The organism is Thiopseudomonas alkaliphila (assembly GCF_001267175.1).
Classification (GTDB): Bacteria; Pseudomonadota; Gammaproteobacteria; order Pseudomonadales; family Pseudomonadaceae; genus Oblitimonas; species Oblitimonas alkaliphila.
In genome coordinates, this window is record NZ_CP012358.1 from 1,222,026 (window position 1) to 1,245,596 (window position 23,571).

The following is a 23,571-nucleotide window of genomic DNA, read 5'->3' on the forward strand; positions in this document are numbered from 1 at the left end:
TATGTTTAAAAAAATTATGATTATAGCTGGTATCGGTTTGATCGCAGGTTGCGCCTCTAACACCAAAGATCAACAACCGCTGAGCCTTGAACAAACCTATCAAGTGGAGTGGATTGGCGAGCAACCGTTGATTGATCGCAGCATGCTCACTATTCATTTTGGTAATGACCAACGAGCTAATGGTTTAGCGGGCTGTAATAACTGGTCCAGCAATTTTGAGGTTGATGGTGATAAGATTCGCTTCAATGCGCCCCTTACTACCCGTAAAATGTGTGCGCCGGCCCTCATGGAACAAGAACAAAAGTTCCTTAAAGCCTTAGAAGATGTACGCACCTGGCGTTTCAACCAACAACAGCAGCTTGAGTTATGGCCAAGTAGCGGTCAGCCCATCAAGCTGTGGCTACAGAATTAATTTATTAGTGCGCTAATAAATCTATTTGGAGTTTCTATGAAGCTTTCTTTAAGTCAGGGACTGATTGATTTCCTGCACCTGTCTCCTACTCCTTTTCATGCCACAGAAACTATGGCCAGCAACTTGGAAGCGGCCGGTTTTCAAGCGCTCGATGAAAAGCAACCATGGGATTTAGTGCCGGGCGGTCAGTATTACATTACTCGTAATAACTCATCGATCATTGCACTTAAGCTAGGCTTAAATGCCTTGGAAGACAGTGGTTTTCGAGTGGTCGGCGCTCATACCGACAGTCCCTGCTTAAAGGTTAAGCCCAATGCTGATCTAACCCAACATGGCTACTGGCAGTTGGGTGTGGAGGTATATGGCGGTGCTTTACTCTCGCCTTGGTTTGACCGTGATTTATCGCTGGCTGGACGAGTCACTTTTTCAGTGCATGGCAAGCTACACAGCAAGCTGATTAACTTTCAAACCCCGATTGCCGTGATCCCCAGTTTAGCCATTCACCTTAACCGTGAAGCCAACCGCGGCTGGGAGCTGAATCCACAAAAAGAGCTACCCCCGATTGTGGCCCAGCTCAACAGTGGCGAACAGGCTGATTTACATGCCATGTTGAGCCTGCAAATTGAACGTGAGCACGGTATCGAACATGCTGATATTTTAGACTTTGAGTTGTATTTTTACGATACACAACCAGCCGCTATGATTGGCTTTGAAGAAGACTTTATTGCTGGTGCACGACTTGATAATTTATTGTCTTGTTATGCCGGATTACATGCTCTGCTAGAAAGTGATGACAGCCAAACTTCAATTTTAGTTTGTACTGACCACGAAGAAGTTGGTTCTAGCTCTGCTTGCGGTGCTGATGGCCCGTTTTTAGAGCAGGTAATTCAGCGCTTATTACCTAACGCTGAACAACGCTTTATTGCCATTCAGCAATCGCTATTAATTTCTGCCGATAATGCCCACGGTATTCATCCTAACTATCCAGAAAAACACGATGCCAATCATGGGCCTCTGCTTAATCATGGCCCGGTGATTAAAATTAACGCCAACCAGCGTTACGCCACCAATAGCCATACCGCTGGTTTTTTTCGACTGCTCTGCCAGCAGGAAATGATTCCAGTACAAAGCTTTGTCACCCGTAGTGATATGAGCTGCGGCTCTACCATTGGCCCGATTACGGCCAGTAAACTAGGCATTAACACCCTAGATATTGGTGTGCCAACCTTTGCCATGCACTCAATCCGTGAGTTAGCAGGCACTGATGACTTAGCACATCTGGTCAAGGCTCTAACCGCTTTTTACAACAGTGAAAGTTGCGAGTAACCACTGCCAATGATCGTTTGGATTGATGCTGATGCCTGCCCTCGCCTAGCGCGGGATCAGGTAATTAAGTTTGCCTTAAAACGCAAGTTTACCGTGATCTTGGTAGCAGGGCAGCCCCAGGCTCGACCAAATTTTGCTTGCGTTCAGCTGGTGGTAGTACCCAGCGGCCCTGACGCTGCCGATGACTATATTGTCGAGCAGGCGCAACCAGGTGATTTAGTCATTTGCAGTGATATTCCGTTGGCCGATCGATTAATCAAAAAGCAGGTGGCGGCTCTTGATCCACGGGGCAATGAGTTCGATGAACGTAATATGGGCGATCGCCTAGCGCTACGTAATTTATTTACTGACCTGCGCGAGCAAGGGCAAATGACCAGCGGTCAGCGCCCTTACAATGAAAAAGATAAACAAGCATTTGCTAACGGCCTAGATCGTCTCTTAACGCGCTTGATGAACTAACACTCATCAAGCACTTGCACCGCTTTGGTTACCTTGATTGACTGCGTGTTGATATCGCAAGCATAGGCTAAGACTTCAACGCCTGCCTGCTTGGCCTCTTGCAGGGCAGTGGCATAAGCAGGGTCAATCTCACTGGCTACCCGCACTGCGGTTATTTCAGTCAGATTGACGCAATAAATTAAGACCGCACGCTGGCCTTGCTCAGCTAAGCTTTTCAACTCACGTAAATGCTTAGCTCCACGCGCGGTCACCGCATCAGGAAACGCAGCAATGGGCGTATCAGTAAAACCCAAGGTAACGCTTTTAACTTCTACAAACACTGCTTGTTGACCAAAGCTTAAGCAAAAATCTGCCCGGCTATTTTCTTCGCCGTAGCGCACTTCGCGCTGTAACTGATCAAAGCCTTGTAACTCAGTAATGATGCCAGCCTGTAGCGCTTCTTCAATCAAGCGATTGGCACGCCCCGTATTAATGCAAGCAATGCGTCCCTGTGGCGTTTGTGCTAACTCCCAGGTGCCTTTCAGCTTACGTTTAGGGTCATCGGTACGACTAAACCAAACCTTCCCCCCCTCTTGCATGCAGTTTTTCATCGAACCCGTATTAGGGCAATGGATTGTCAGTGTACTGCCATCAGCACATTCAACATCCGCAAAAAACCGTTTGTAGCGCTTTATTAAGCGTCCTTCTTCTAGTACTGGATCAAATTGCATGGTGCGCCTTCCAACTGGCTAAACCGCGCTCAATACGTTGCACCGCCTCTTGAAGCTGCTCCATACTTTGCGCATAGGCAAAGCGCACATGCTGATTCGCACGGTAACTGCCAAAATCAATGCCTGGGGTGAAGGCCACTTTTTCAGTTTCTAAAAAGTGGTAGCAAAAGGCTTGGGCATCTTCAGTAAACTCCGACACATCGGCGTATAAATAAAATGCCCCTTCAGGTTCAACCTCAATTTTAAAGCCCAGCTTACGTAACGCAGGCAACAGAAAATCTCGACGCTGAGCAAACTCAGATCGACGTTGCTCAAAAATTTCGATACTTTGTGGCTCAAAACAAGTAAGAGCGGCGTACTGGGACAAAGTCGGCGCACTGATATAAATATTCTGCGCCAGCTTTTCTAACTCAGGTACAGCCTGCTCAGGGGCAACCAACCAGCCTAGGCGCCAGCCCGTCATGCCAAAATACTTAGAAAAACTGTTTAACACAAAAGCGTCATTATCCACTTCCAAGACACTGCTAGCATCCATGCCATACGTCAGTCCATGATAAATTTCATCAACCACTAAATGCCCGCCTTTAGCAGTCACCGCGACAGACAATGCAGCAAGCTCGGCTTTACTAAGCACAGTTCCGGTCGGATTCGCCGGCGATGCTACCAGCACCCCAACGGTGTTTTCGTTCCAGTACTGTTCAACCAGCTCTGGTGTTAACTGATAATTATGCTCAGGACCGACTGGGACTAACTGCGCACCGGCTTCCACTAAGCGTAAAAAATGGCGATTACACGGATACCCCGGATCAGCTAGCAACCAGTGCTTGCCGGCTTCCACCAATAACGAGCTGGCCATCAATAATGCCCCTGAACCGCCAGGGGTGATCAAAATTCGCCGGGGATCAATCGTCAACTGATAACGGCTTTGGTAAAACTCAGCCAAGGCTTGGCGTAACTCAGGAATCCCTAACGCCGCGGTATAGCGCGTGCGACCATCGATTAAAGCTTGTTGTGCGGCGGCAATAATAGGTTCTGCTGTATCAAAGTCAGGTTCACCGACTTCTAAATGGATAACATCTTCCCCGGCAGCCTCCAGCTCTTTGGCACGCTGCAATAATTGCATGACATGAAAAGGTTCAATTTCTTGGCTGCGGGCGCTATACATAACAGGCTATCCAACTCAATAAAAATAAAAGGCTTAAGATAAATTAATCATTAGGCCTTATCTTATAACCAAAGCGCTTATAACCAAAGCACTCAGGCCCGAATCCATTACCATAGCTGTCGTGGTACTCGATACAACCACAGCAAAGCACAGCTCTCTAGTACCAATAAACCACTAGGAATTGCCTCTAAACCCACTAACCATGCTGGAACTGCCAACCATGCTGGCACCAGTGATAGCCACAATGCCTGCCGGCGCACTTGAATAAAATGCTGCCAGCGCGCGGCTACCAGCTTCTGCTGGCCAGTAGCAATCACCGCATGTTTAAAGCGATTAAACATCTTTAGATGTAAAAACACGCTGGACAGCCCTAAAAAAAAGGCTGCCATTGACCAACCGCTGGCTACCTCAAGCGGCTGCAGATAACGCATGACTAAGGCTAAAGGTAAACAACCCAGCAGCACACTCAACCACCACTGACTGGCAGTAATAATGACTGACTTATTAATCACCTGCTCAGTCGTCGGCATGCTGCTCATCTTGATGTAACTGACCAAGCATGTGTCCGAGCTTATTGGCTTTAGTGGCTAAGTACTTTTCATTAAAAGGATTAAGTCCCGCTTGGTGTGGCACCCTAGAGTCAATCCGTACTCCAAAGCCCTCAACGGCTTTTAGTTTGCGCGGGTTATTAGTCATTAACTTCAAAGAATGCACCCCAAGGTGCTCCAACATGGGTTGGCAAATACTGTAATCGCGCTGATCAGCAGCAAAGCCTAACCGCTCGTTAGCCTCCACAGTGTCTGCGCCCTGATCTTGCAAGTCATAGGCGCGAATCTTATTAAGCAAACCAATGCCACGCCCTTCTTGCCGAAGATACAATAAAATCCCCCGTCCTTCTTGGGCAATCGCCTGCAAGGCAGCGGCTAATTGTGGACCACAGTCGCAGCGCAGACTAAATAAGGCATCACCCGTCAAACACTCTGAGTGCAAACGCCCTAATACTGGGCGGCCATCGGCCACATCGCCTAGCGTCAACGCCACATGCTCTTTTCCCGTTTCCTCATCAAGAAAACCATGCATGGTAAATTCCGCATAAGCGGTTGGCAGTTTGCAAGATGAAACGTAAACAACTGACACCAGAGTGACTCCTCAAAGGCTGTAATCAGGGATCGCGATATGCAACACAGGCAGGCATTTTACACCCCTAATCGGCTTTAGCTAGCGTAAAATCAAAGCCTGTTACAATATAACAATTTAATTGATCGACCAAGCGTTTTAACCAGGACTTATTGATCAAATAATGCATCTAATGCTTGCTCCAATCGAGTGACTGCAATGACCTGCAAACCCTTCGGCATTTCACGGGGCGCATTGCCTTTAGGCACTATGGCGCGCTTAAAACCATGTTTAGCTGCCTCTTTTAAACGCTCTTGACCGCTGGGCACTGGGCGAATCTCACCTGATAAGCCAATCTCACCAAAGACCAACAAATCATGGGGTAACGGCCGGTTGCGTAAACTCGACATCACAGCGGCCATTAATGCGAGATCTGAGGCTGTTTCCAGCACCTTAACGCCACCCACCACATTTAAAAATACGTCTTGATCATGGGTTGGAATCCCACCGTGTCGATGCAGTACGGCTAACAACATAGATAAGCGGTTATGATCCAAGCCGACACTCACCCGCCGTGGATTACCTAGGTGACTACTATCCACTAAAGCCTGCACCTCAACTAGCATCGGCCTTGAGCCTTCCCAAGTTGCCATGACTACGCTACCAGAGACTTCTTCTTGGGCGCGCGTAAGGAAAATAGCCGAAGGATTAGAGACTTCTTTTAATCCTTTATCAGTCATGCCAAACACGCCAAGCTCATTCACTGCGCCAAAGCGATTTTTAACCGCCCGCAACATACGCAAGCGTCCATCAGACTCACCCTCAAAGTACAGCACCGTATCCACCATATGCTCTAGCACTCGCGGGCCTGCAAGCGAGCCTTCTTTAGTGACATGACCAACTAAAAAAATCGCAGTATTATTTTGCTTGGCATAACGTACCAATAAAGCTGCACTTTCTCGCACCTGAGAAACCCCACCTGGGGCCGATTGCAGGTTTTCGGTAAAAATTGTTTGAATCGAGTCAATCACCATCACCCGTGGCTGCTCGCGGCGCGCCACCTCGATGATGCTCTCAATACACGTTTCGGTCATCACTTTCAACCTATCTAAAGGTAAGTCTAAACGCCGACCGCGCATGGCCACTTGCTGCTGCGATTCTTCCCCAGTGACATACAATGCTGAAACCTGTTGCGCCATTTTACAAAGGGTTTGCAATAGGATTGTTGATTTACCAATGCCAGGGTCACCGCCAATAAGAACCACTGAACCATCAACTAGGCCACCGCCAAGCACGCGATCTAGCTCACTGGAACAGGTACTAAAACGTGGGATTTCCTCAATACTGACCTCAGCTAAGGTCTTCAGTTGTGCCTGCTGCCCAGCCCACCCCCCACTACGGCCAGTGGCTGTGGCGCGACTACTCTCGATGACCGTTTCAATTAAGGTATTCCACTGACCGCATTCACCACACTGACCTGCCCACTTAGGAAAGGTTGCCCCACACTCAGTACAACCATAGATGCGTTTTGCTTTAGCCATTACTAACCTCCCATTACTTCAGTACTGATCCTACCTCTTCGCTCGCTAGTAAGCCTAGGCGAAATTATACTTGACATCACACTAAATGATAATCATTCTTACTTACATAAATAACCGGAGGATCGCTATGACATTTTTTATTGATGCTTGGCTAGATCGCAGCAACCCTTACTTGCGTATTATTGATAAACAGTCGGGGAATGTCTGCGTGGAACTTGATGAACAACAACTGCAACTGCTACAACAACGCGGGGAAGTTGACTTTCATGCTCTAGAAACCAATGAATCAAGCCAACTGAAAGAACTGTTACATGGACTCTTTTTGTTTTGTTTTGCTCAGCAGCACTGCTCATGACTAGGCAGCCCTACCTAAATCTGCCAGCACCTATCACTCACTAGGTGCTGGCGGCAGCACTTAGCTCAATACTTCAAGCAGCTCAACATCAAAAATCAACGTGCTGTGAGCGGGGATACTGCCAATCGACTGACCACCATAGGCCAACTCGCTGGGCACATATAAACGCCACTTACTACCCGTATTCATCAGTTGTAAGGCTTCAGTCCAACCAGCGATAACGCCACGTACTGGAAACTCTGCAGGCTGACCACGATCGTAAGAGCTATCAAAGGTCGTGCCATCAATCAGCGTTCCGTGGTAATGGGTGCGTACGGTACTGTCAGCAGTTGGCTGCTCGCCTTCACCTTGGGTTAACACCTCATACTGCAAACCAGACGCTAGCGTAACTACGCCTTCTTTATTAGCATTTTGCGCTAAAAACTCACGACCAGCAGCGGCAGCTTGCTCGGCTGCTGCATTAGCTTTAGCTTGCAAAATCTCATTAATCGCCTCAAAGCTTGCACGCATTACTTCATCGCTCACAGGGCTAGCTACGCCTTGAAACGCATCGCTTAAGCCTTTGAGCACGGCATCTAGCTGCATATCTGGAATAGGATTTTGACGCAGCTGATCACCCATCTGACGCCCTACGCCATAACTCACACGTGCGCCGTCAGTAATTAAACTTACTTCTGTCATGAATTTAACCTTTTTTGTTTATGAAATAATTTCCTCGGCTATTCTAGCATTAAGCCTTAATTTCAAGTTGAGTATTACTTGGGGTAAATTAACGCAAAATATAACCCACTATCCACAGCACTGTTGAACCAAGGATCCTGCATGAATTACTGGCAATTTATTTTAATGTTAATGGCGCTAGTCTCTGGCGCGCTGATGCCGCTACAAGCAGGAATTAATGGTTTATTAGCCAAGCAAGTTCATGGCGTGCTGCCGGCAGCCACTATTTCTTTTATTGTGGGCACCTGCGCTTTAATCATTATCGTGTTGTTGCAAAAACAGGTTCCAAGCATCACAACGCTCAAAAGTTTGCACTGGTGGCACTGGGCTGGGGGACTAATGGGCGCCTTTTTTGTTACCACGGCCGCCTTAGCTGGCCCCAAATTAGGGGCACTGTTGTTTATGACTTTAGTACTAGCCGGTCAGTTAATGAGCGCGATGACCCTCGATCATTTTGCTTTAGTCGGTTACAAGGAAGCCGCACTGTCCCTGAGTAAAATCGCAGGGTTACTGCTGATTGTGGCTGGAATCTGGCTGATTCAACGCGCTTAAAGCAACTTAAACGATCGTTTTATTTTCTATATTTTAGCTGACAATCACTGCAGAACGAGGCATATTTACCCACTTATCTTGAATAACTGGAAATGTAATGGCATCAATTCTTGTTTTGCACGGCCCTAATTTAAACTTACTTGGCACCCGTGAGCCTGAGATTTACGGAGCCACTACCCTCTCTGATATTAATCAGGCGCTGGTAGTGCAAGCTAAGAAAGCAGGACACACCCTAGAGTGCCTGCAAAGTAACGCCGAATATCAATTGATTGAGCGCATTCATCAAGCACGGAGCGACCAAACTGACTTTATAGTCATTAACCCTGCTGCCTTTACTCACACCAGCGTAGCAATACGTGACGCATTGCTTGCAGTGAGCATCCCATTTATTGAAGTACATTTGTCGAACGTTTATAAACGTGAACCATTTCGTAGTCACTCCTACTTTTCTGATATTGCAGTAGGCGTGATTTGTGGCTTAGGTGCTATGGGCTATAACCATGCCCTGACCTCAGCCATTCATTACTTAGAACAACATTCCTGACCCTTGGAGTCACTGCTTATGGATATTCGTAAGGTTAAAAAACTCATCGAATTATTAGAAGAATCCGGTATTGATGAGCTCGAGATACATGAAGGTGAAGAGTCCGTACGGATCAGCCGTCATAGCAATTTAGCCGCACAACAACCCATTACTTACGCTGCAGCGCCTGCACCGGTAGCTGCGCCAGTTGCTGCCCCCACAGCTGCCCCCCTTGCAGAAGCGGCAGCGCCTGCAGCGCCACAGTTAAATGGCACAGTAGCTCGCTCACCCATGGTAGGTACCTTCTACCGTGCCGCTTCACCTACTTCAGCTAATTTTGTTGAGGTTGGTCAAACAGTGAAAAAAGGCGATGTTTTATGCATCGTTGAAGCCATGAAAATGATGAACCACATTGAAGCAGAAGCCAGCGGTGTGATTGAGTCAATCTTGGTGGAGAATGGTCAAGCGGTTGAGTACGATCAGCCTCTGTTCACTATCGTTTAAGCAACTCGGAGTCCACAATGCTGGAAAAAGTCCTTATTGCCAACCGTGGTGAAATTGCGCTGCGTATTTTGCGCGCCTGTAAAGAGCTAGGCATCAAAACGGTAGCTGTCTACTCAACCGCAGACCGCGAGTTGATGCACCTTTCCCTAGCCGATGAAACCGTGTGTATTGGCCCTGCGCCTGGCGCCCAATCCTACTTACAGATTCCGGCAATCATTGCGGCGGCTGAAGTCACTGGGGCGACAGCCATTCATCCTGGCTACGGCTTCTTAGCAGAAAACCCCGATTTTGCAGAGCAAGTTGAAAATTCCGGGTTTGCCTTTGTAGGTCCTAGTGCTCAGGTTATTCGCACCATGGGCGACAAGGTCGCAGCCAAAGAAGCCATGCAAAAAGCTGGCGTTCCGGTGGTGCCTGGTTCGGATGGCCCTCTACCTGATGATCCACAAGCTGCCATTGCGATTGCCCGTGAAGTGGGTTATCCCGTGATCATTAAAGCTGCCGGTGGTGGTGGTGGTCGCGGAATGCGCGTTGTTTACAAAGAGGAAGAACTGGTCCGTGCAGCTGAGCTAACCCGCAACGAAGCCGCGGCGGCTTTTGGTAACCCCGTGGTGTACCTAGAAAAATACCTCGGCAATCCACGCCACGTAGAAATTCAAGTACTGGCTGATGGTCAAGGCAATGCCATTCACTTAGGTGACCGTGACTGCTCACTACAACGCCGTCACCAAAAGGTTATCGAAGAAGCGCCTGCACCTTTCATTGACGAAAAAGCCCGTCAAGAAGTATACAAACGCTGCGTAGATGCCTGTATTGATATTGGCTATCGCGGTGCCGGTACATTCGAGTTCCTCTATGAAGATGGTCGTTTTTACTTCATAGAAATGAACACTCGGGTACAGGTAGAACACCCTATCACTGAAATGATCACTGGCGTTGATATTGTCAAAGAGATGCTCAATATTGCCGCAGGCAATAAGCTCTCGATTAAGCAAGAAGACGTAAAATTCAGTGGCCATGCCCTTGAGTGTCGAATTAACGCAGAAGATCCCGATAACTTTATGCCAAGCCCTGGCAAGGTTAAGTTATTCCACGCTCCTGGCGGTAATGGTGTGCGAGTTGACTCACACCTTTACAGTGGTTATAGCGTACCGCCGCACTACGACTCATTGATTGGTAAAATCATTACCTGGGGTGCTGATCGTGATGAAGCGATGGCGCGGATGCGTAATGCCTTAGATGAAATTATCATTGATGGCATTAAGAGTAACGTGCCTTTGCACAAAGACTTACTAAATGATCCAGGCTTTCGTAAGGGTGGTGTAAATATTCACCATCTAGAAGAAATGCTTGGTATTCATAAAAAGTAACCTCTCCGCGCGCCATAAAAAAGGTCAGCACTGCTGACCTTTTTTGTTGGTAATCCGCGCGCTTAACGTCCCCGCAAAAAGAGCTTATCTAGCTCATCCATGGTCATCTGAGTCCACGTCGGACGCCCATGATTACATTGCCCGCTACGCTCAGTGCGCTCCATATCGCGTAGTAAGGCATTCATCTCTGGCAAGGTTAAGCGCCGATTAGCCCGCACAGCACCATGACAAGCCATAGTCCCTAGCAGCTCATTTAAGTGCGCTTGAATTCGATCACTCGTGCCAAATTCTAATAGGTCGGCCAATACATCCCGCAATAAATCTTGGGCATCGGCCTGCTTAAGCAAGGCTGGAATTTGGCGAATCGCTAGGGACTCTGCACCTAGACGCTGCACTTCAAAACCTAGCTTGGCAAACCACAGATGATGTTCTTCTGCACAATCCACCTCACGTTCACTCAGTGCCACCACCTCTGGCACTAATAGCGGCTGTGCACGTAAGCCTTCGCTTGCCATTGCCTGCTTCAGGCGCTCATACATAATCCGCTCATGGGCAGCGTGCATATCTACCACCACCATACCGTGGGCATTTTCCGCCAAGATAAACACCCCTTTTAGCTGCGCAATGGCATAGCCTAGCGGTGGTATATCAGCGCTAGCATCATCTTCTTGCACCTCACCTTCAAAGGGAGCAACAAAGGCTTGGTAAGCTTTTGCAAAGGCTTCAGGCGATTGCCCTCTAGCCGGCTCACGACTCTGCCAACTGCTTTGGGGATTAAAACTAGGCTGCAAATTGCTCTGGTTAGCCAGCCCCATTTCAGTTTGTGCGCCGTAGGTCTTGGCTAAGGGCTCCACCTCAACCGCTGGCGGCTCACTTGCGGAGCTGGCCTCTTGGGGCTGCTCTGGCAACTGATCAGCCGGACGCACATCACCTAAACTCCGGTATAAGGTGCTATACAGAAAATCATGTACGCTACGATTTTCGCGAAAACGCACTTCATGCTTGGTTGGATGCACGTTCACATCAACGGTGGTCGGATCAAGCTCAAGGAACAACACAAAAGCCGGATGTCGGTTACCGTACATAACATCGCGATAGGCTTGGCGTACTGCGTGCCCAACTAAGCGATCTTTAACAATCCGCTGATTGACATAAAAATGCTGCAAATCTGCTTGGCTACGTGAAAATGTTGGCAAGCCCACCCAGCCCCACAAACGCAAGCCATTACGCTCTTGATTAATCGGTAACGCTTGCTCTAAAAACTCGCTACCACACACCAGGGCAACGCGTCTGGCCTGCTCGGCCTCAGTCGCGGCCGGTTGCAACTGAAATACGGTTTTACCGTTATGCCGCAAACTAAAGCCCACATCAAAACGGGCTAGCGCCATGCGCTTCACCACATCTTGTAAGTGATCAAACTCAGTTTTTTCAGTGCGCAAAAACTTACGCCGAGCCGGAGTATTAAAAAAAAGATCGCAGACCTCTACCGTAGTCCCCACTGGGTGCGCAGCAGGCTGCACCCGAGGCTGCATATCCCGCCCTTCCACTTCCACTTGCCACGCTTGTTCTGCCTCAGCAGTCCGCGAGGTTAAGGTTAGGCGTGACACCGAACTAATCGAGGCTAACGCTTCCCCCCGAAAGCCTAAACTGACCACACCTTCAAGATCAGCTAGCTCTGCAATTTTACTAGTAGCATGGCGCTCAAGGGCTAACGGCAACTGATCCTCTGTAATGCCACTGCCATTATCGCGAATTCGCAGTAACTTAACCCCGCCCTGCTCAACTTCAATTTCAATTCGCGTAGCGCCCGCATCTAAGCAGTTTTCAAGCAACTCTTTGGCCACCGATGAAGGGCGCTCGACCACCTCACCGGCAGCAATTTGGTTGGCTAAACGTGGACTTAATCGCTGAATTTGAGTACTCATTTAGCGCCTAATGTTGTCGCTGGAATTTTTAATACCTGCCCCACTTTTAACGCATCGCTAGACAGCTTGTTTAAACGACGCAGCTCATTAATTGAGACTTGATAACGCAATGCAATCAAGGATACGCTCTCCCCTGGTTTAACCACATGATCGCGCTGGCCAATTTTTACTTTACCTGAATCACGTAACCAGGCCATATAGGTACCTGGCGGTGGATGCAATTGGAAGTACTGACGCACTCCAGTATGAATGGCCCGAGCTAGCGCCTGCTGATGCGCACGCGTAGCTAGTTTTTGCGACTCATTGGGGTTAGAGATAAAACCTGTTTCGACTAACACTGACGGAATATCTGGTGACTTCAATACCATAAAGCCCGCTTGCTCCACCCGCTTTTTATGTAACGGCGTAATTTGTCCCATACTGTTTAGGATTTTTTGCCCCACATCCAAACTGGCTGACATCGAAGCGGTCATGGATAAATCTAACAACACTCCAGCTAGCACCTTATCCTTATCATTCAAGCTAACGTTACCGGTACCACCAATTAAGTCCGACTGGTTTTCACTGTCAGCTAACCAACGGGCAGTTTCCGAAGTAGCCCCACGATCGGATAACGCATACACCGAGGCACCAAAAGCAGAAGCGCGGGGCGCAGCGTCCGCATGAATTGAGACAAATAGATCTGCACCTTTTTTCCGAGCAATTTCTGTTCGCTTACGCAGAGGAATAAAGTAGTCACCGGTGCGCACTAACTCAGCACGAAAACCTTTTTCACTGTTAATCTGCCGCTGCAGTTCTTGGGCAATACTTAATACTACGGTTTTTTCACGCAAGCCTTTAGGACCAATCGCCCCGGGGTCTTCACCTCCATGGCCCGCATCAATCGCCACCACAATATCGCGCTTACCCTGAATACTTTGTCCTTGGCGTGGAATAATCGGCGCCACCGTACCACTGCTTTTAGGTGGCGCACTGACTACCGGATTATGCACCACCGGTGGCTGAGTCGCTGGCGTGTGTTTTTGCCCTGGAATCCGATCAAATAAATCCAATACTAAGCGATGCCCATACTGCTGATTGGGCGCTAAGGTGAAGCTTTTTGGGTCTACCTTGGCACTTACATCCAAAACCACACGAAGCTCACCGCTTGGTTTATAAGCCGCGCGCATACCTTTAATTGGGCTCTTCAACAGGTTCACCTGACTGAGCGGGTACTGTAATTTAGCGCCGGTGACATCAATCACCACACGCTCAGGATTACTCAAAGTAAAGACCTCATGACGCACCGGGCCAGTCATATCGAATACTAGCCGTGTGTTATCGGGGGCACGCCATAACCGCACACTATTAATTTGTGTATTAGCGTAAGCCTGTAATGAGCTGCCAAGTAACAGCATTAAACCTAAAACAACTAACCATACAGCCTGTAACCTTTGGCGCATCATCACTTACTGCACTCCTCTTGCGCGTATTTTGCTAACTGCTCACACCAACGCTGGGCTCGTGCGCTATGCGCCTGACCAACTATCTGGCGCCCTGCCCCAGCATGACTAATTTCGATATCTAGATCAGGCACAGGCAATACACCCTGACCACGTTCTGGCCACTCAATTAAACATAACTCATCATTGGCAAAGTAGTCGCGAATCCCTAAAAACTCTAACTCATCAGGATCGGCTAAACGGTACAGATCAAAATGCCAAACCGCACCACCTTCTAACTGATAGGGCTCAACCAAGGTGAAGGTCGGGCTTTTCACTGCGCCCTGATGACCTAAGCCCTGAATAATACCTCGCGATAAAGTGGTTTTACCGGCTCCTAAGTCGCCGCGTAAAAAAATCACACCGTGGCCAGCACAGCAGGCAGCAAGCTGCTTGCCAAACCTCACCATAGCTTCATCATTGGCCATATATACGCTGAGTTCTGTCACAGGTGGCGCCTCATTAACGCTAAATGATGGTTAAAGAATCCCTGATCAGCCTGCCAGACAGGGATAAAAACTCAAGGGTAGGAGAATAAACAACTAAAGCCCCTAGGAGTTCCGTCACGCGCGGTGCACCCACTAGTCGCTAGCGATTTATTCGTGAACACTTGCTGTAAATAACGTACAGTATGCCCGAAATCAACTGACGCAAAAACACGGTCTATCATAACGCTTTTTTTGAGCTTTTGCCGCTTCATGAGCCTATCCCCTGAGCAATTAACTGCACTAGCCTTACAGATTAAACACTGGGCGCTTGACCTTGGCTTTCAGCAAGTGGGCATCACTGATACTGACTTAAGCCATACTGAGGAACAGTATCAACAATGGATTGATGCAGGTTACGCTGGCGAGATGGAGTATATGTGGAGTCACGGCACTAAGCGCCTGCGCCCTGCTGAACTGGTACCTGGCACCTTGCGCGTAATTTCAGTGCGTATGGATTACTTACCCGCTGACACCCAGCTTACCGAGCAATTGAGAAATCCTGAAGCAGCCTACATTTCGCGCTATGCCCTAGGCCGGGATTATCATAAGGTGCTGCGCAAACGCCTACAGCAACTTGCCAGCAAAATTAGCGAAGCCATCGGTCCTTTTGGTTATCGCGCCTTTGTCGATAGCGCCCCGGTCATGGAACGACAACTAGCAGAAAAAGCTGGGTTAGGTTGGACCGGAAAAAACACCTTAATTTTAAACCGCCAAGCCGGCAGCTTCTTTTTCCTCGGCGAATTATTGATTGATCTTCCTTTACCGATTGATGCCCCTAACGAGAAAAACCACTGTGGCAAGTGTTCATCTTGCTTAGACCAGTGCCCAACCAATGCCTTTGTCGCACCGGGCGTATTGGATGCGCGCCGGTGCATTTCCTATCTAACCATTGAGCTAAAAGGCAGCATTCCTGAAGAGTTACGTCCTCTGCTTGGTAACCGCGTGTACGGCTGCGATGACTGTCAACTGGTCTGTCCATGGAACCGTTTTGCCAAGGTGTCTACTGAGCCTGATTTTACTCCCCGCCACCAGTTAGCTACAGCGGACTTAGTCACTCTTTTCTTATGGGACGAAGCCACTTTTTTGCGTAAAACCGAAGGCTCTCCCATTCGGCGCATTGGTTTTGAGCGCTGGCTACGCAATCTTGCAGTGGGTCTAGGTAATGCGCCGAGCACCATTCCAGTCCTAGAAGCGCTAAAACAACGCCTCCACTATCCCTCAGAATTGGTGCAAGAACACGTCAACTGGGCGCTGCAGCAGCATAAGCAACGTTAGTAACGAATAAAGTGCTCTCGGTAATAACGCAGCTCAGCAATTGACTCACGAATATCTGCTAAAGCTAAGTGGGTATCACCTTTTTTAAAGCCGGCTTGTAATTCAGGCGCCCAACGTGCCACCAACTCTTTTAAAGTCGAGACATCTAGGTTGCGGTAATGAAAGTAGGCTTCTAACTCTGGCATGTATTTATGTAAAAACCGACGATCCTGACCAATACTATTGCCACAAATCGGCGAAGCTTTAGCCGGCACCCACTGTGCTAAAAACGCTAAGGTTGCTGCTTCTGCTTCAGCTAGGGTAATTTTACTTTCACGCACTCGCTGAGTTAAACCACTGCCGCCATGTTGCCGAGTATTCCATTCATCCATCTGCGCGAGCACCTCATCTGGCTGATGAATTGCTAGTACGGGGCCTTCAGCCAACACATTTAATTGCGCATCGGTCACAATGGTGGCCATTTCAATAATCACGTCAGTTGCTGGATTTAGCCCGGTCATTTCCAGGTCAATCCAAATTAAGTTTTGGCTGTCCATTTTCTTTTCCACTCGGTTAGATCAATAAATTGCTGTTTAGTGTACTGCATTATGGTAGGTAGTTGAGCTTGCTTAGCGTAGTATGCTCAGCATACTTCTTAAATGATTGGGTTAATCCTAGGATGGCAAAACGTCAATTAAATCGCCGCCAAAGCTGGCGCATTGAAAAGATTCAAGAAGAGCGCACCGCGCGCGCGCTCAAACGTGAAGAACGCTTAACCGCAGAGCTTGAGGGCGGTGACCTTGGTCCCGAACAACGAGGATTAGTGATTGCGCACTTTGGCGTACAAGTGGCCATTGAGGCCTGCGAAGGCGAGCTGAAGGGTCAAACCTTTCGCTGCTATCTACGGGCTAACCTGCCCGCTTTAGTGACCGGGGATCAGGTTATTTGGCGTCCGGGCAATCAAGGCATTGGCGTGATTGTGGCGCAGCTTCCACGCCACAGCGAGTTATCACGTCCCGATAGCCGAGGTTTTCTCAAAGCCGTGGCAGCAAACGTTGATCAAATTATTATCGTTTTTGCTCCCTTACCTGAACCCCACGCTAATTTAATTGATCGTTATTTAATTGCCGCTAAGCATGCCAATATCGAACCTTTACTGCTATTAAACAAATCAGACTTACTGGCTACCCATAATGATGAAGGCCACGCGCAAAGCCTGATTGATACCTACCGACAACTGGGCTACAACATTTTAGCGGTTTCCACCTATGACTCAGCGGGCATGGAGCAACTGACTGAGCAACTCAAAGATCGGATCAGTGTATTTGTCGGCCAGTCGGGAGTCGGTAAATCCTCTTTAGTTAACAAGTTGTTACCTGATCTCAACACCCGTGTTGGCGCCCTCTCGGAGGTCACCGGTAAAGGTACCCATACCACTACAACGGCGCATCTATTTCACTTTCCCCTCGGTGGCGACCTGATTGACTCGCCAGGAATTCGTGATTTTGGCTTAACCCACGTCACCCAACAAGATGTAGAAGCAGGCTTTTTAGAGTTTGCCGATTACCTTGGCCGTTGCCGTTTTAGAAATTGTAGCCACGAGCATGAACCTGATTGCGCATTATTAGCTGCAGTAGCTCAAGGGGCCATTCACCCCGCACGTCTCGCTAGCTTTAAACATATCTTGAACAGTATTAGCGATGACTGAGCAGCAGCATTAATCCTAGAGTTAACGTAAGATACCGCGCTTAAAGTACTTAACCTTAACAACGCGTTTTATCTCAGATAAAACGCCCGCATAACGGACAGACACATGACTTTGCAACAACGTTTTTTTATTTTGCTGCAATATTTATTACCCCACCATACCCTTTCGCGCCTTGCTGGTTGCATTGCTGAATGCGAAAAGCCTTGGTTCAAACACCGCTTCATTAACTGGTTCATCAAAAAATATAACGTAGACATGAGCCAAGCGTTGAATGAAGATCCCAATAGTTATCAACATTTCAATGATTTTTTCACTCGTGCGCTAAAACCCGATGCACGCCCACTCGACACCACGGAAGGAGCCATTCTCTGCCCTGCCGATGGCGCTATTAGCCAACTGGGCAGCATTGAATATGGTCGCATTTTCCAAGCCAAAGGCCATAGTTTTGGCCTACAAGAGTTACTAGGTGGCGATAAAGACTTAGCCGCTGAGTTTATGGGCGGTGAGTTTGCCACCGTATACTTATCTCCACGTGACTATCACCGCGTGCATATGCCATTAACCGGCACCTTACGGCAGATGATTTATGTGCCAGGGCGACTATTTTCAGTGAACCAAACTACCGCTGAACATGTGCCCGAGCTGTTTGCCCGCAATGAGCGCGCTGTCTGTATCTTTGATACTGAGCGTGGGCCAATGGCCGTGGTGCTAGTCGGTGCGATGATTGTTGCCAGTATTGAAACGGTGTGGGCTGGTTTAGTTACTCCACCCAAACGCACGCTAAAAACCTTTGATTACCAAGCGGCGAGTTTTCAGCCTATCACTCTAGAAAAAGGGGCTGAGATGGGCCGTTTTAAACTCGGCTCAACGGCCATTGTGCTATTTGGCCCAGAGCAGATTAAGTGGAGTACCGAGCTAAATGAAGGTACCGCAGTTGAAATGGGACAATTACTGGCGACTTCTCTTAAAAATAGCTAAGTGACTCTCTTGATATCCCCGCCATGAACTACCCTGCCTAAGCCGCTTCGCGGTTAGACAGGGTTTCGCGGGGCCGCAGCCCCGCTTCTAGTAGCAGGTCAATGTGTTTGACTGCTACGGGCGTGCCCATAGCGCCCTTACCTGCTTCGTTCTGAGGATATTGGCTGCACCGTTCACGTCACTGTTGAGCAGCACACCACTTCCAGTCTTGTACAAGCCTCGCTTGACGCGGCGACCACTGAACAGTGGCACAACCTTGTCCTCTTTAAAGGCTGTAGTGGTCAAATAATTCCAGACACTTTGTTAAGAATTTCTTCCGCTGCTAGCGGAGTCAAGCCACGATTAAATGTATGTGGTCGTTGCTGATTATAATATTTCATCAGGTAACCACTGATATCTTTTTGAGCAGCCATAAAACTGTTATACCCAAACATTGGTACCCACTCTGTTTTTAAGCTACGAAATAGTCGCTCCACCGGTGCATTATCCCAGCAGTTACCTCGGCGACTCATACTTTGAACCATGCGATATTGCCATAGACGCTGACGAAACTGATAGCTAGCGTACTGTGAGCCTTGATCTGAGTGAAATAACACACCTTGCGGACGACCGCGCTGCTCCCATGCATGCTCTAACGATTTTACGATTAAGCTGGCATCAGCTGTTTCAGACATAGACCAACCAACTACCCGTCGAGCATAAAGATCCAAAACAACTGCTAGGTAACTCCAGCGCTGACCTGTCCAGATGTAAGTAATATCCCCGCACCAAACTTGATTAGGTCGTGTTACAGCAAACTTCCTGTCTAAACGGTTCGGTATATCAAGTCGTTCAAGCGTGGCTTGTTTGTACACGTGCGAGCCTGGCTGCTTACATGATAGACCGAGTTCGTTCATCATCTTACGCACCTTAAAACGACCTATAGTGACACCTTGTTTACTCAGCATACATTGCAAAGTGCGACTGCCCGCTGAGTAGCGACTCTTGTTAAATAATTGACTTACCAGCGCTCTTAGCTTGATGTGCTCGACATCTACTCGTCGCGATCTTTTTCGATACTCATAGTAACAAGAGCGATTAACCTCAAAGGTCGCACACACGATTTCAACAGGGGCATACTCTCTTAACTTCTCAATTAGCGTGTATGTTTCCAATCGTCCGACATTAAGAGAGCTGTAGCCTTTTTTAATATGGATTTCTCCATCTCAAGCCGTCTGCAGCGCTCTTCAAGCTCTTGAATGCGCTGTTGTTCTTGGGTTATTGCTTTACCTTTTGGAGTGATACCTTGACGCTCTTCTGAGAGCTGTTTAACCCATCGGTGCAAGGCCGACTTACTCACACCTAATGATGTGCAGGCTTGGGCAAGACTGTAGCCTTGATCAAGCACCAAGCTAGCGGCTTCTTGTTTGAATTCTGGAGTAAAAGTACGTTGTTTGTTTATCATAGAGCACCTCTTTATGGCGAACATTATCGCCTAAGTAGATGTCTGGTTTCATTAGACCACTACAGGCCTGATAATCAGGTATCGAGTCCAGGCCCAAACAACTTGCTTTGGAGGTGTAGCTTTCCTCACGGATCACCAGCTCTCTTAGGTCTCATCCTCATTGTGTTTTAATATCAAGGCTCATTTAGTTTTAGCCTATCGACGCAAGGCCATCACCAAAGAGACCATGGAAGACCTCGAACAACACGTCCGACGAGTATGTGAGTTGTCAGATGTGAGTGTCCTGGAGTTCTCTGGGGAGCCTGACCACACCCATATCTTGTTGGAACTGCACCCGAATATCATGCTCTCCAAACGGGTGAATTCTATCAAGACAGTGAGTAGCCGTATGATCCGCAAGGATCATTGGGAACACATCAAGAAAATGCTATGGAAAGATCACTTCTGGTCACGCAGTTACTGCCTACTTTCAGTTGGTGACGGTGCGAGCGCCGAAGTAATTAAGCAGTACATCCAAAATCAGGCAAAGCCGTCCTAGCAGACGGCTCGCTATCCACCTCCAAACGTCCAAAGCTGCGCAATGGCTGCTTGGAAGTGGAATTCCGCGAAAAGAGGTTAAAGACTTGGCTTTTTCGAATACCATGCTTACTTGATCGTTGCTACTAAATGCCGAGTACTGTGTTCAGTAATCAACACCTAAAATTGCTTGAAAATATTTTTAGCCATTGGCGCGTGAGATCTGAGTCAACTTTCCTCCATGGCTTCTTTAGCGCACTTAGTATTAGTAAATAAAGGCGCATTAAGCCGCCGACTTAAACACATGCACCCTAAGTTGGTTAAGCCTGCACACATGATAACGGAGCGGCTATTGCAGTGACTCGACAATATACTGAGCATATGCAAGTTTTTAACTTGAAGTGCATAGCTACACTTTATTTATCTAAGCATGTAAAACGGTACATTACCTAGCTTTCATTACTCAGCATTTTAATCGGCAGCTATATAAAATTAGCCGCTACCTATTGTGTTTTTAAAAAACGCCCCCATCTATCAGGTTAATTAGGGCAATCCCGCCCAGCCAAAATGTGGAGATATCCCTTGACCACAATCGTTTCAGTCCGTCGTAACGGAAAAGTCGTCATGGGCGGCGACGGCCAAGTATCGCTTGGTAATACCGTAATGAAAGGTAACGCAAAAAAAGTACGCCGCTTATACCGTGGCGAAGTCATTGCTGGCTTTGCCGGTGCCACCGCCGATGCCTTTACTTTATTTGAGCGTTTTGAAGGCCAACTTGAAAAACACCAAGGCCATTTAGTCAGAGCTGCTGTTGAGTTAGCTAAAGATTGGCGAACCGATCGCTCTCTCAGTCGGCTAGAGGCCATGTTAGCTGTAGCCAACAAAGATGCTTCACTCATTATTACTGGCAACGGCGATGTAGTGGAGCCTGAGCATGGGCTGATTGCCATGGGTTCAGGCGGTGCTTATGCCCAGTCAGCGGCCTTAGCCCTGTTAGAAAATACCGAACTTTCAGCCCGCGAGATCGCCGAAAAATCCTTGACCATCGCCGGCTCTATTTGTGTGTTTACCAACCAGAATTTAACCATCGAAGAGCTAGATAGCGCTGTTTAACGCTGCTCTGGAGACTGTTTTTTATGTCCATGACTCCCCGCGAAATTGTTCACGAGCTGAACCGCCATATCATTGGCCAAGATGAGGCCAAGCGCGCGGTGGCAATTGCGCTGCGTAACCGCTGGCGCCGGATGCAGTTACCTGCTGAACTACGCCCTGAAGTTACACCCAAAAACATTTTAATGATCGGCCCAACCGGGGTTGGTAAAACTGAGATTGCCCGCCGCTTAGCTCGCTTAGCCAACGCGCCCTTTATTAAAGTGGAAGCCACTAAATTTACCGAAGTGGGTTATGTTGGCCGTGATGTCGAATCAATTATTCGTGATCTAGCCGATGCCGCAGTAAAAATGCTGCGTGAGCAAGAAATGCAAAAAATGCAGCACCGCGCTGAAGATGCGGCCGAAGATCGTATTTTAGATGCACTGCTCACACCTGCTCGCGGCAGCTCGCCAAGCGAAGAAGAAATGGCTGCTGCACGTACCGATTCCAGCACGCGCCAACTGTTCCGTAAGCGCTTACGCGAAGGTCAGCTGGACGACAAAGAAATCGAGATTGAAGTGGCAGATAGCCCTGTTGGCGTAGAAATCATGACGCCACCTGGTATGGAAGAAATGACCAGCCAACTGCAAAATTTGTTTGCAGGCATGAACAAGGGCAAAACTAAAACGCGCAAACTAAAAATCGCCGATGCCTACAAAATGGTGCGCGATGAAGAAGCGGCACGTCTGGTCAATGAAGATAAAATCAAAGCCAGCGCCCTTGAAGCAGTTGAGCAACATGGCATCGTGTTTATCGATGAAATCGACAAGATTGCTAAACGCGGTAACACCAGTGGTGCCGATGTCTCCCGTGAAGGAGTGCAACGCGACTTACTGCCATTAATCGAAGGCTGTACGGTCAATACCAAACTCGGCATGGTGAAAACTGACCATATTCTGTTTATTGCCTCAGGCGCCTTCCACCTCAGCAAGCCCAGCGATCTGGTGCCAGAGTTACAAGGACGCTTACCCATTCGGGTTGAGCTTAAAGCCCTCACCCCTGAAGACTTTAAGCGGATTTTAACCGAGCCCCACGCTTCGCTCACCGAGCAATACGTTGAGCTGCTAAAAACGGAAGGATTAAAGATCGAGTTCACCAGCGATGGTATTGAGCGCTTGGCAGAAATTGCTTGGCAGGTAAACGAAAAAACCGAAAATATCGGTGCTCGCCGTTTACATACTTTGCTAGAGCGACTACTTGAAGAAGTCTCTTTCTCTGCATCAGATCTAGCGGCCCAACATCAGGCTGAGCCACTGCAAATTGATGCCGCGTATGTGGCTAAGCATCTGGGTGAGCTGGCCGAAGACGAAGACTTATCGCGCTACATCTTGTAGTTTTAGTCTTATCGTTCTGGGTCCCACAAGAGCCTGCTGCGGTCACGTAGTGGGCTCTTGTCACTTAAGTACAAAGGTAACCTTATGACTCCTACCGCTGTCAAACTAGACTTAACCGCTAATACGCTCAATCTTAGCTATGCTTCAGGCGAGCAGTTTATCCTACCCGCTGAGTTTTTACGGGTGCACTCTCCATCTGCCGAGGTGCAAAACCATGGCAACCCGATTTTGCAGTTTGGTAAGCAGCAGGTAAAGCTGCAACATGCTGAGGCGGCCGGCACCTATGCACTGAAACTAAGCTTTGATGACGGCCATGACTCAGGGCTCTTTACTTGGCAGTACCTCTATCAATTAGGCAGCCAACAACAGACGCTTTGGCAAACCTATTTAGCCGAATTAAATCGTGCCGGCAAATCACGCGACCCCAATGAATCGGTCGTTAAGTTGTTTGGCTAAAGCCAACCATTATCTCCGCTCATTCTCAGGTTCTATCGACTAACCTGACAAAGCCTGCTCACGCTCAAGACAAATCGGCACAAGG

At 48.3% G+C, this 23,571-nt stretch carries 26 protein-coding genes; 15 read left to right on the forward strand and 11 right to left on the reverse strand.

Annotation, left to right across the window (positions count from 1 at the left end):
- The first annotated feature begins 1 nt into the window (after position 1).
- The 3 genes from AKN87_RS05870 to AKN87_RS05880 are packed head-to-tail and all read left to right on the forward strand — an operon-like array spanning position 2 to position 2,197.
- Positions 2 to 412: an META domain-containing protein gene (locus AKN87_RS05870; RefSeq protein WP_053100243.1), complete on the forward strand. Its 411-nt coding sequence runs from the start codon at positions 2 to 4 to the stop codon at positions 410 to 412.
- A 36-nt stretch (positions 413 to 448) separates the two neighbouring features.
- Positions 449 to 1,738, forward strand: coding sequence for a M18 family aminopeptidase (locus AKN87_RS05875; RefSeq protein ID WP_053100245.1), 1,290 nt, complete (start codon positions 449 to 451; stop codon positions 1,736 to 1,738).
- 9 nt (positions 1,739 to 1,747) lie between these two features.
- Positions 1,748 to 2,197 carry a YaiI/YqxD family protein gene (locus tag AKN87_RS05880; RefSeq protein WP_053100247.1) on the forward strand — a complete coding sequence of 150 codons (450 nt, stop codon included), beginning with the start codon at positions 1,748 to 1,750 and terminating at the stop codon, positions 2,195 to 2,197.
- On the opposite strand, the gene sfsA is transcribed toward AKN87_RS05880, so the two are convergent.
- From sfsA to radA, 5 genes are all read right to left on the reverse strand, one after another.
- Positions 2,194 to 2,907 (reverse strand): DNA/RNA nuclease SfsA, encoded by a 714-nt coding sequence (sfsA, locus tag AKN87_RS05885; protein WP_053102786.1) that lies wholly within the window; start codon positions 2,905 to 2,907, stop codon positions 2,194 to 2,196. The genes AKN87_RS05880 and sfsA overlap by 4 nt on opposite strands.
- On the reverse strand, positions 2,897 to 4,072 hold the full coding sequence (locus tag AKN87_RS05890; protein WP_053102787.1) for a pyridoxal phosphate-dependent aminotransferase: 1,176 nt from the start codon (positions 4,070 to 4,072) through the stop codon (positions 2,897 to 2,899). Before AKN87_RS05890 ends, sfsA begins: the two co-directional genes overlap by 11 nt.
- A 107-nt stretch (positions 4,073 to 4,179) precedes the next feature.
- The gene (locus AKN87_RS05895; protein ID WP_053102788.1) at positions 4,180 to 4,602 is read right to left on the reverse strand and encodes a class II aldolase/adducin head domain-containing protein; all 423 of its coding nucleotides are present in this window, start codon (positions 4,600 to 4,602) and stop codon (positions 4,180 to 4,182) included.
- Positions 4,589 to 5,209 carry a GTP cyclohydrolase II gene (ribA, locus tag AKN87_RS05900; RefSeq protein WP_053100256.1) on the reverse strand — a complete coding sequence of 207 codons (621 nt, stop codon included), beginning with the start codon at positions 5,207 to 5,209 and terminating at the stop codon, positions 4,589 to 4,591. Before ribA ends, AKN87_RS05895 begins: the two co-directional genes overlap by 14 nt.
- Before the next feature lie 149 nt (positions 5,210 to 5,358).
- Positions 5,359 to 6,729 (reverse strand): DNA repair protein RadA, encoded by a 1,371-nt coding sequence (gene radA / locus AKN87_RS05905; protein ID WP_053102789.1) that lies wholly within the window; start codon positions 6,727 to 6,729, stop codon positions 5,359 to 5,361.
- Between the two features lie 127 nt (positions 6,730 to 6,856).
- Between radA and AKN87_RS05910 the strand changes: the two genes are divergently transcribed.
- Positions 6,857 to 7,084: a hypothetical protein gene (locus AKN87_RS05910; RefSeq protein ID WP_053100258.1), complete on the forward strand. Its 228-nt coding sequence runs from the start codon at positions 6,857 to 6,859 to the stop codon at positions 7,082 to 7,084.
- 60 nt (positions 7,085 to 7,144) lie between these two features.
- Here the strand turns inward: AKN87_RS05910 and AKN87_RS05915 are convergent, their stop codons facing one another.
- Positions 7,145 to 7,765 carry an FKBP-type peptidyl-prolyl cis-trans isomerase gene (locus AKN87_RS05915; protein WP_053102790.1) on the reverse strand — a complete coding sequence of 207 codons (621 nt, stop codon included), beginning with the start codon at positions 7,763 to 7,765 and terminating at the stop codon, positions 7,145 to 7,147.
- A gap of 141 nt (positions 7,766 to 7,906) precedes the next feature.
- Between AKN87_RS05915 and AKN87_RS05920 the strand changes: the two genes are divergently transcribed.
- The 4 genes from AKN87_RS05920 to accC all read left to right on the forward strand — a co-directional run bounded on the left by AKN87_RS05920 (position 7,907) and on the right by accC (position 10,750).
- Positions 7,907 to 8,356, forward strand: coding sequence for a DMT family transporter (locus AKN87_RS05920; protein WP_053102791.1), 450 nt, complete (start codon positions 7,907 to 7,909; stop codon positions 8,354 to 8,356).
- Positions 8,357 to 8,453: 97 nt separating this feature from the next.
- The gene (aroQ, locus tag AKN87_RS05925; protein WP_053100262.1) at positions 8,454 to 8,900 is read left to right on the forward strand and encodes a type II 3-dehydroquinate dehydratase; all 447 of its coding nucleotides are present in this window, start codon (positions 8,454 to 8,456) and stop codon (positions 8,898 to 8,900) included.
- An 18-nt stretch (positions 8,901 to 8,918) separates the two neighbouring features.
- Positions 8,919 to 9,383 carry an acetyl-CoA carboxylase biotin carboxyl carrier protein gene (gene accB, locus AKN87_RS05930; protein WP_053102792.1) on the forward strand — a complete coding sequence of 155 codons (465 nt, stop codon included), beginning with the start codon at positions 8,919 to 8,921 and terminating at the stop codon, positions 9,381 to 9,383.
- A 17-nt stretch (positions 9,384 to 9,400) separates the two neighbouring features.
- A complete protein-coding gene (accC, locus tag AKN87_RS05935) occupies positions 9,401 to 10,750 on the forward strand; it encodes an acetyl-CoA carboxylase biotin carboxylase subunit (RefSeq protein WP_053102793.1) in 1,350 nt (449 codons plus the stop codon).
- Positions 10,751 to 10,812: 62 nt separating this feature from the next.
- On the opposite strand, the gene mutL is transcribed toward accC, so the two are convergent.
- Genes mutL through tsaE form a run of 3 tightly spaced genes read right to left on the reverse strand, consistent with a single transcriptional unit; the run spans position 10,813 to position 14,605 of the window.
- Positions 10,813 to 12,675 carry a DNA mismatch repair endonuclease MutL gene (mutL, locus tag AKN87_RS05940; RefSeq protein ID WP_053102794.1) on the reverse strand — a complete coding sequence of 621 codons (1,863 nt, stop codon included), beginning with the start codon at positions 12,673 to 12,675 and terminating at the stop codon, positions 10,813 to 10,815.
- Positions 12,672 to 14,072 carry an N-acetylmuramoyl-L-alanine amidase gene (locus AKN87_RS05945; RefSeq protein WP_373332758.1) on the reverse strand — a complete coding sequence of 467 codons (1,401 nt, stop codon included), beginning with the start codon at positions 14,070 to 14,072 and terminating at the stop codon, positions 12,672 to 12,674. Before AKN87_RS05945 ends, mutL begins: the two co-directional genes overlap by 4 nt.
- A gap of 47 nt (positions 14,073 to 14,119) precedes the next feature.
- On the reverse strand, positions 14,120 to 14,605 hold the full coding sequence (gene tsaE / locus AKN87_RS05950) for a tRNA (adenosine(37)-N6)-threonylcarbamoyltransferase complex ATPase subunit type 1 TsaE (protein ID WP_053102795.1): 486 nt from the start codon (positions 14,603 to 14,605) through the stop codon (positions 14,120 to 14,122).
- Between the two features lie 249 nt (positions 14,606 to 14,854).
- Between tsaE and queG the strand changes: the two genes are divergently transcribed.
- Complete coding sequence (queG, locus tag AKN87_RS05955; protein ID WP_053102796.1) at positions 14,855 to 15,919, forward strand: tRNA epoxyqueuosine(34) reductase QueG; 1,065 nt, start codon at positions 14,855 to 14,857, stop codon at positions 15,917 to 15,919.
- Here queG and orn read toward each other — a convergent pair.
- A complete protein-coding gene (gene orn / locus AKN87_RS05960; protein WP_053102797.1) occupies positions 15,916 to 16,455 on the reverse strand; it encodes an oligoribonuclease in 540 nt (179 codons plus the stop codon). The genes queG and orn overlap by 4 nt on opposite strands.
- A gap of 122 nt (positions 16,456 to 16,577) precedes the next feature.
- Between orn and rsgA the strand changes: the two genes are divergently transcribed.
- On the forward strand, positions 16,578 to 17,606 hold the full coding sequence (rsgA, locus tag AKN87_RS05965; RefSeq protein WP_053100270.1) for a small ribosomal subunit biogenesis GTPase RsgA: 1,029 nt from the start codon (positions 16,578 to 16,580) through the stop codon (positions 17,604 to 17,606).
- A 111-nt stretch (positions 17,607 to 17,717) separates the two neighbouring features.
- On the forward strand, positions 17,718 to 18,584 hold the full coding sequence (gene asd / locus AKN87_RS05970) for an archaetidylserine decarboxylase (protein WP_053101897.1): 867 nt from the start codon (positions 17,718 to 17,720) through the stop codon (positions 18,582 to 18,584).
- A 281-nt stretch (positions 18,585 to 18,865) separates the two neighbouring features.
- Here asd and AKN87_RS05975 read toward each other — a convergent pair.
- Positions 18,866 to 20,028, reverse strand: a protein-coding gene (locus tag AKN87_RS05975) for an IS3 family transposase (protein WP_096334862.1) whose coding sequence is annotated in 2 segments (ribosomal slippage) — positions 18,866 to 19,773 and positions 19,773 to 20,028 — 1,164 coding nt in all. Because the reading frame shifts where the segments join, the coding sequence is not laid out codon by codon here.
- A 160-nt stretch (positions 20,029 to 20,188) separates the two neighbouring features.
- On the opposite strand from AKN87_RS05975, the gene tnpA reads away from it, so the two are divergent.
- From tnpA to AKN87_RS06000, 4 genes are all read left to right on the forward strand, one after another.
- Positions 20,189 to 20,566, forward strand: coding sequence for an IS200/IS605 family transposase (tnpA, locus tag AKN87_RS12585; protein WP_080995513.1), 378 nt, complete (start codon positions 20,189 to 20,191; stop codon positions 20,564 to 20,566).
- A 560-nt stretch (positions 20,567 to 21,126) separates the two neighbouring features.
- On the forward strand, positions 21,127 to 21,657 hold the full coding sequence (gene hslV, locus AKN87_RS05990; RefSeq protein WP_053102799.1) for an ATP-dependent protease subunit HslV: 531 nt from the start codon (positions 21,127 to 21,129) through the stop codon (positions 21,655 to 21,657).
- 23 nt (positions 21,658 to 21,680) lie between these two features.
- Complete coding sequence (hslU, locus tag AKN87_RS05995; protein WP_053102800.1) at positions 21,681 to 23,030, forward strand: ATP-dependent protease ATPase subunit HslU; 1,350 nt, start codon at positions 21,681 to 21,683, stop codon at positions 23,028 to 23,030.
- Between the two features lie 84 nt (positions 23,031 to 23,114).
- Positions 23,115 to 23,486 (forward strand): gamma-butyrobetaine hydroxylase-like domain-containing protein, encoded by a 372-nt coding sequence (locus tag AKN87_RS06000; protein WP_053102801.1) that lies wholly within the window; start codon positions 23,115 to 23,117, stop codon positions 23,484 to 23,486.
- Positions 23,487 to 23,571: the final 85 nt, after the last annotated feature.

Coding starts and splice junctions, on each gene's coding strand:
- AKN87_RS05870 (WP_053100243.1), top strand. CDS start 2: ATGTTTAAAAAAATTATGATTATAGCTGGTATCGGTTTGATCGCAGGT.
- AKN87_RS05875 (WP_053100245.1), top strand. CDS start 449: ATGAAGCTTTCTTTAAGTCAGGGACTGATTGATTTCCTGCACCTGTCT.
- AKN87_RS05880 (WP_053100247.1), top strand. CDS start 1,748: ATGATCGTTTGGATTGATGCTGATGCCTGCCCTCGCCTAGCGCGGGAT.
- sfsA (WP_053102786.1), bottom strand. CDS start 2,907: ATGCAATTTGATCCAGTACTAGAAGAAGGACGCTTAATAAAGCGCTAC.
- AKN87_RS05890 (WP_053102787.1), bottom strand. CDS start 4,072: ATGTATAGCGCCCGCAGCCAAGAAATTGAACCTTTTCATGTCATGCAA.
- AKN87_RS05895 (WP_053102788.1), bottom strand. CDS start 4,602: ATGCCGACGACTGAGCAGGTGATTAATAAGTCAGTCATTATTACTGCC.
- radA (WP_053102789.1), bottom strand. CDS start 6,729: ATGGCTAAAGCAAAACGCATCTATGGTTGTACTGAGTGTGGGGCAACC.
- AKN87_RS05910 (WP_053100258.1), top strand. CDS start 6,857: ATGACATTTTTTATTGATGCTTGGCTAGATCGCAGCAACCCTTACTTG.
- AKN87_RS05915 (WP_053102790.1), bottom strand. CDS start 7,765: ATGACAGAAGTAAGTTTAATTACTGACGGCGCACGTGTGAGTTATGGC.
- AKN87_RS05920 (WP_053102791.1), top strand. CDS start 7,907: ATGAATTACTGGCAATTTATTTTAATGTTAATGGCGCTAGTCTCTGGC.
- aroQ (WP_053100262.1), top strand. CDS start 8,454: ATGGCATCAATTCTTGTTTTGCACGGCCCTAATTTAAACTTACTTGGC.
- accB (WP_053102792.1), top strand. CDS start 8,919: ATGGATATTCGTAAGGTTAAAAAACTCATCGAATTATTAGAAGAATCC.
- accC (WP_053102793.1), top strand. CDS start 9,401: ATGCTGGAAAAAGTCCTTATTGCCAACCGTGGTGAAATTGCGCTGCGT.
- mutL (WP_053102794.1), bottom strand. CDS start 12,675: ATGAGTACTCAAATTCAGCGATTAAGTCCACGTTTAGCCAACCAAATT.
- AKN87_RS05945 (WP_373332758.1), bottom strand. CDS start 14,072: ATGCTGTTACTTGGCAGCTCATTACAGGCTTACGCTAATACACAAATT.
- queG (WP_053102796.1), top strand. CDS start 14,855: ATGAGCCTATCCCCTGAGCAATTAACTGCACTAGCCTTACAGATTAAA.
- orn (WP_053102797.1), bottom strand. CDS start 16,455: ATGGACAGCCAAAACTTAATTTGGATTGACCTGGAAATGACCGGGCTA.
- rsgA (WP_053100270.1), top strand. CDS start 16,578: ATGGCAAAACGTCAATTAAATCGCCGCCAAAGCTGGCGCATTGAAAAG.
- hslU (WP_053102800.1), top strand. CDS start 21,681: ATGTCCATGACTCCCCGCGAAATTGTTCACGAGCTGAACCGCCATATC.
- AKN87_RS06000 (WP_053102801.1), top strand. CDS start 23,115: ATGACTCCTACCGCTGTCAAACTAGACTTAACCGCTAATACGCTCAAT.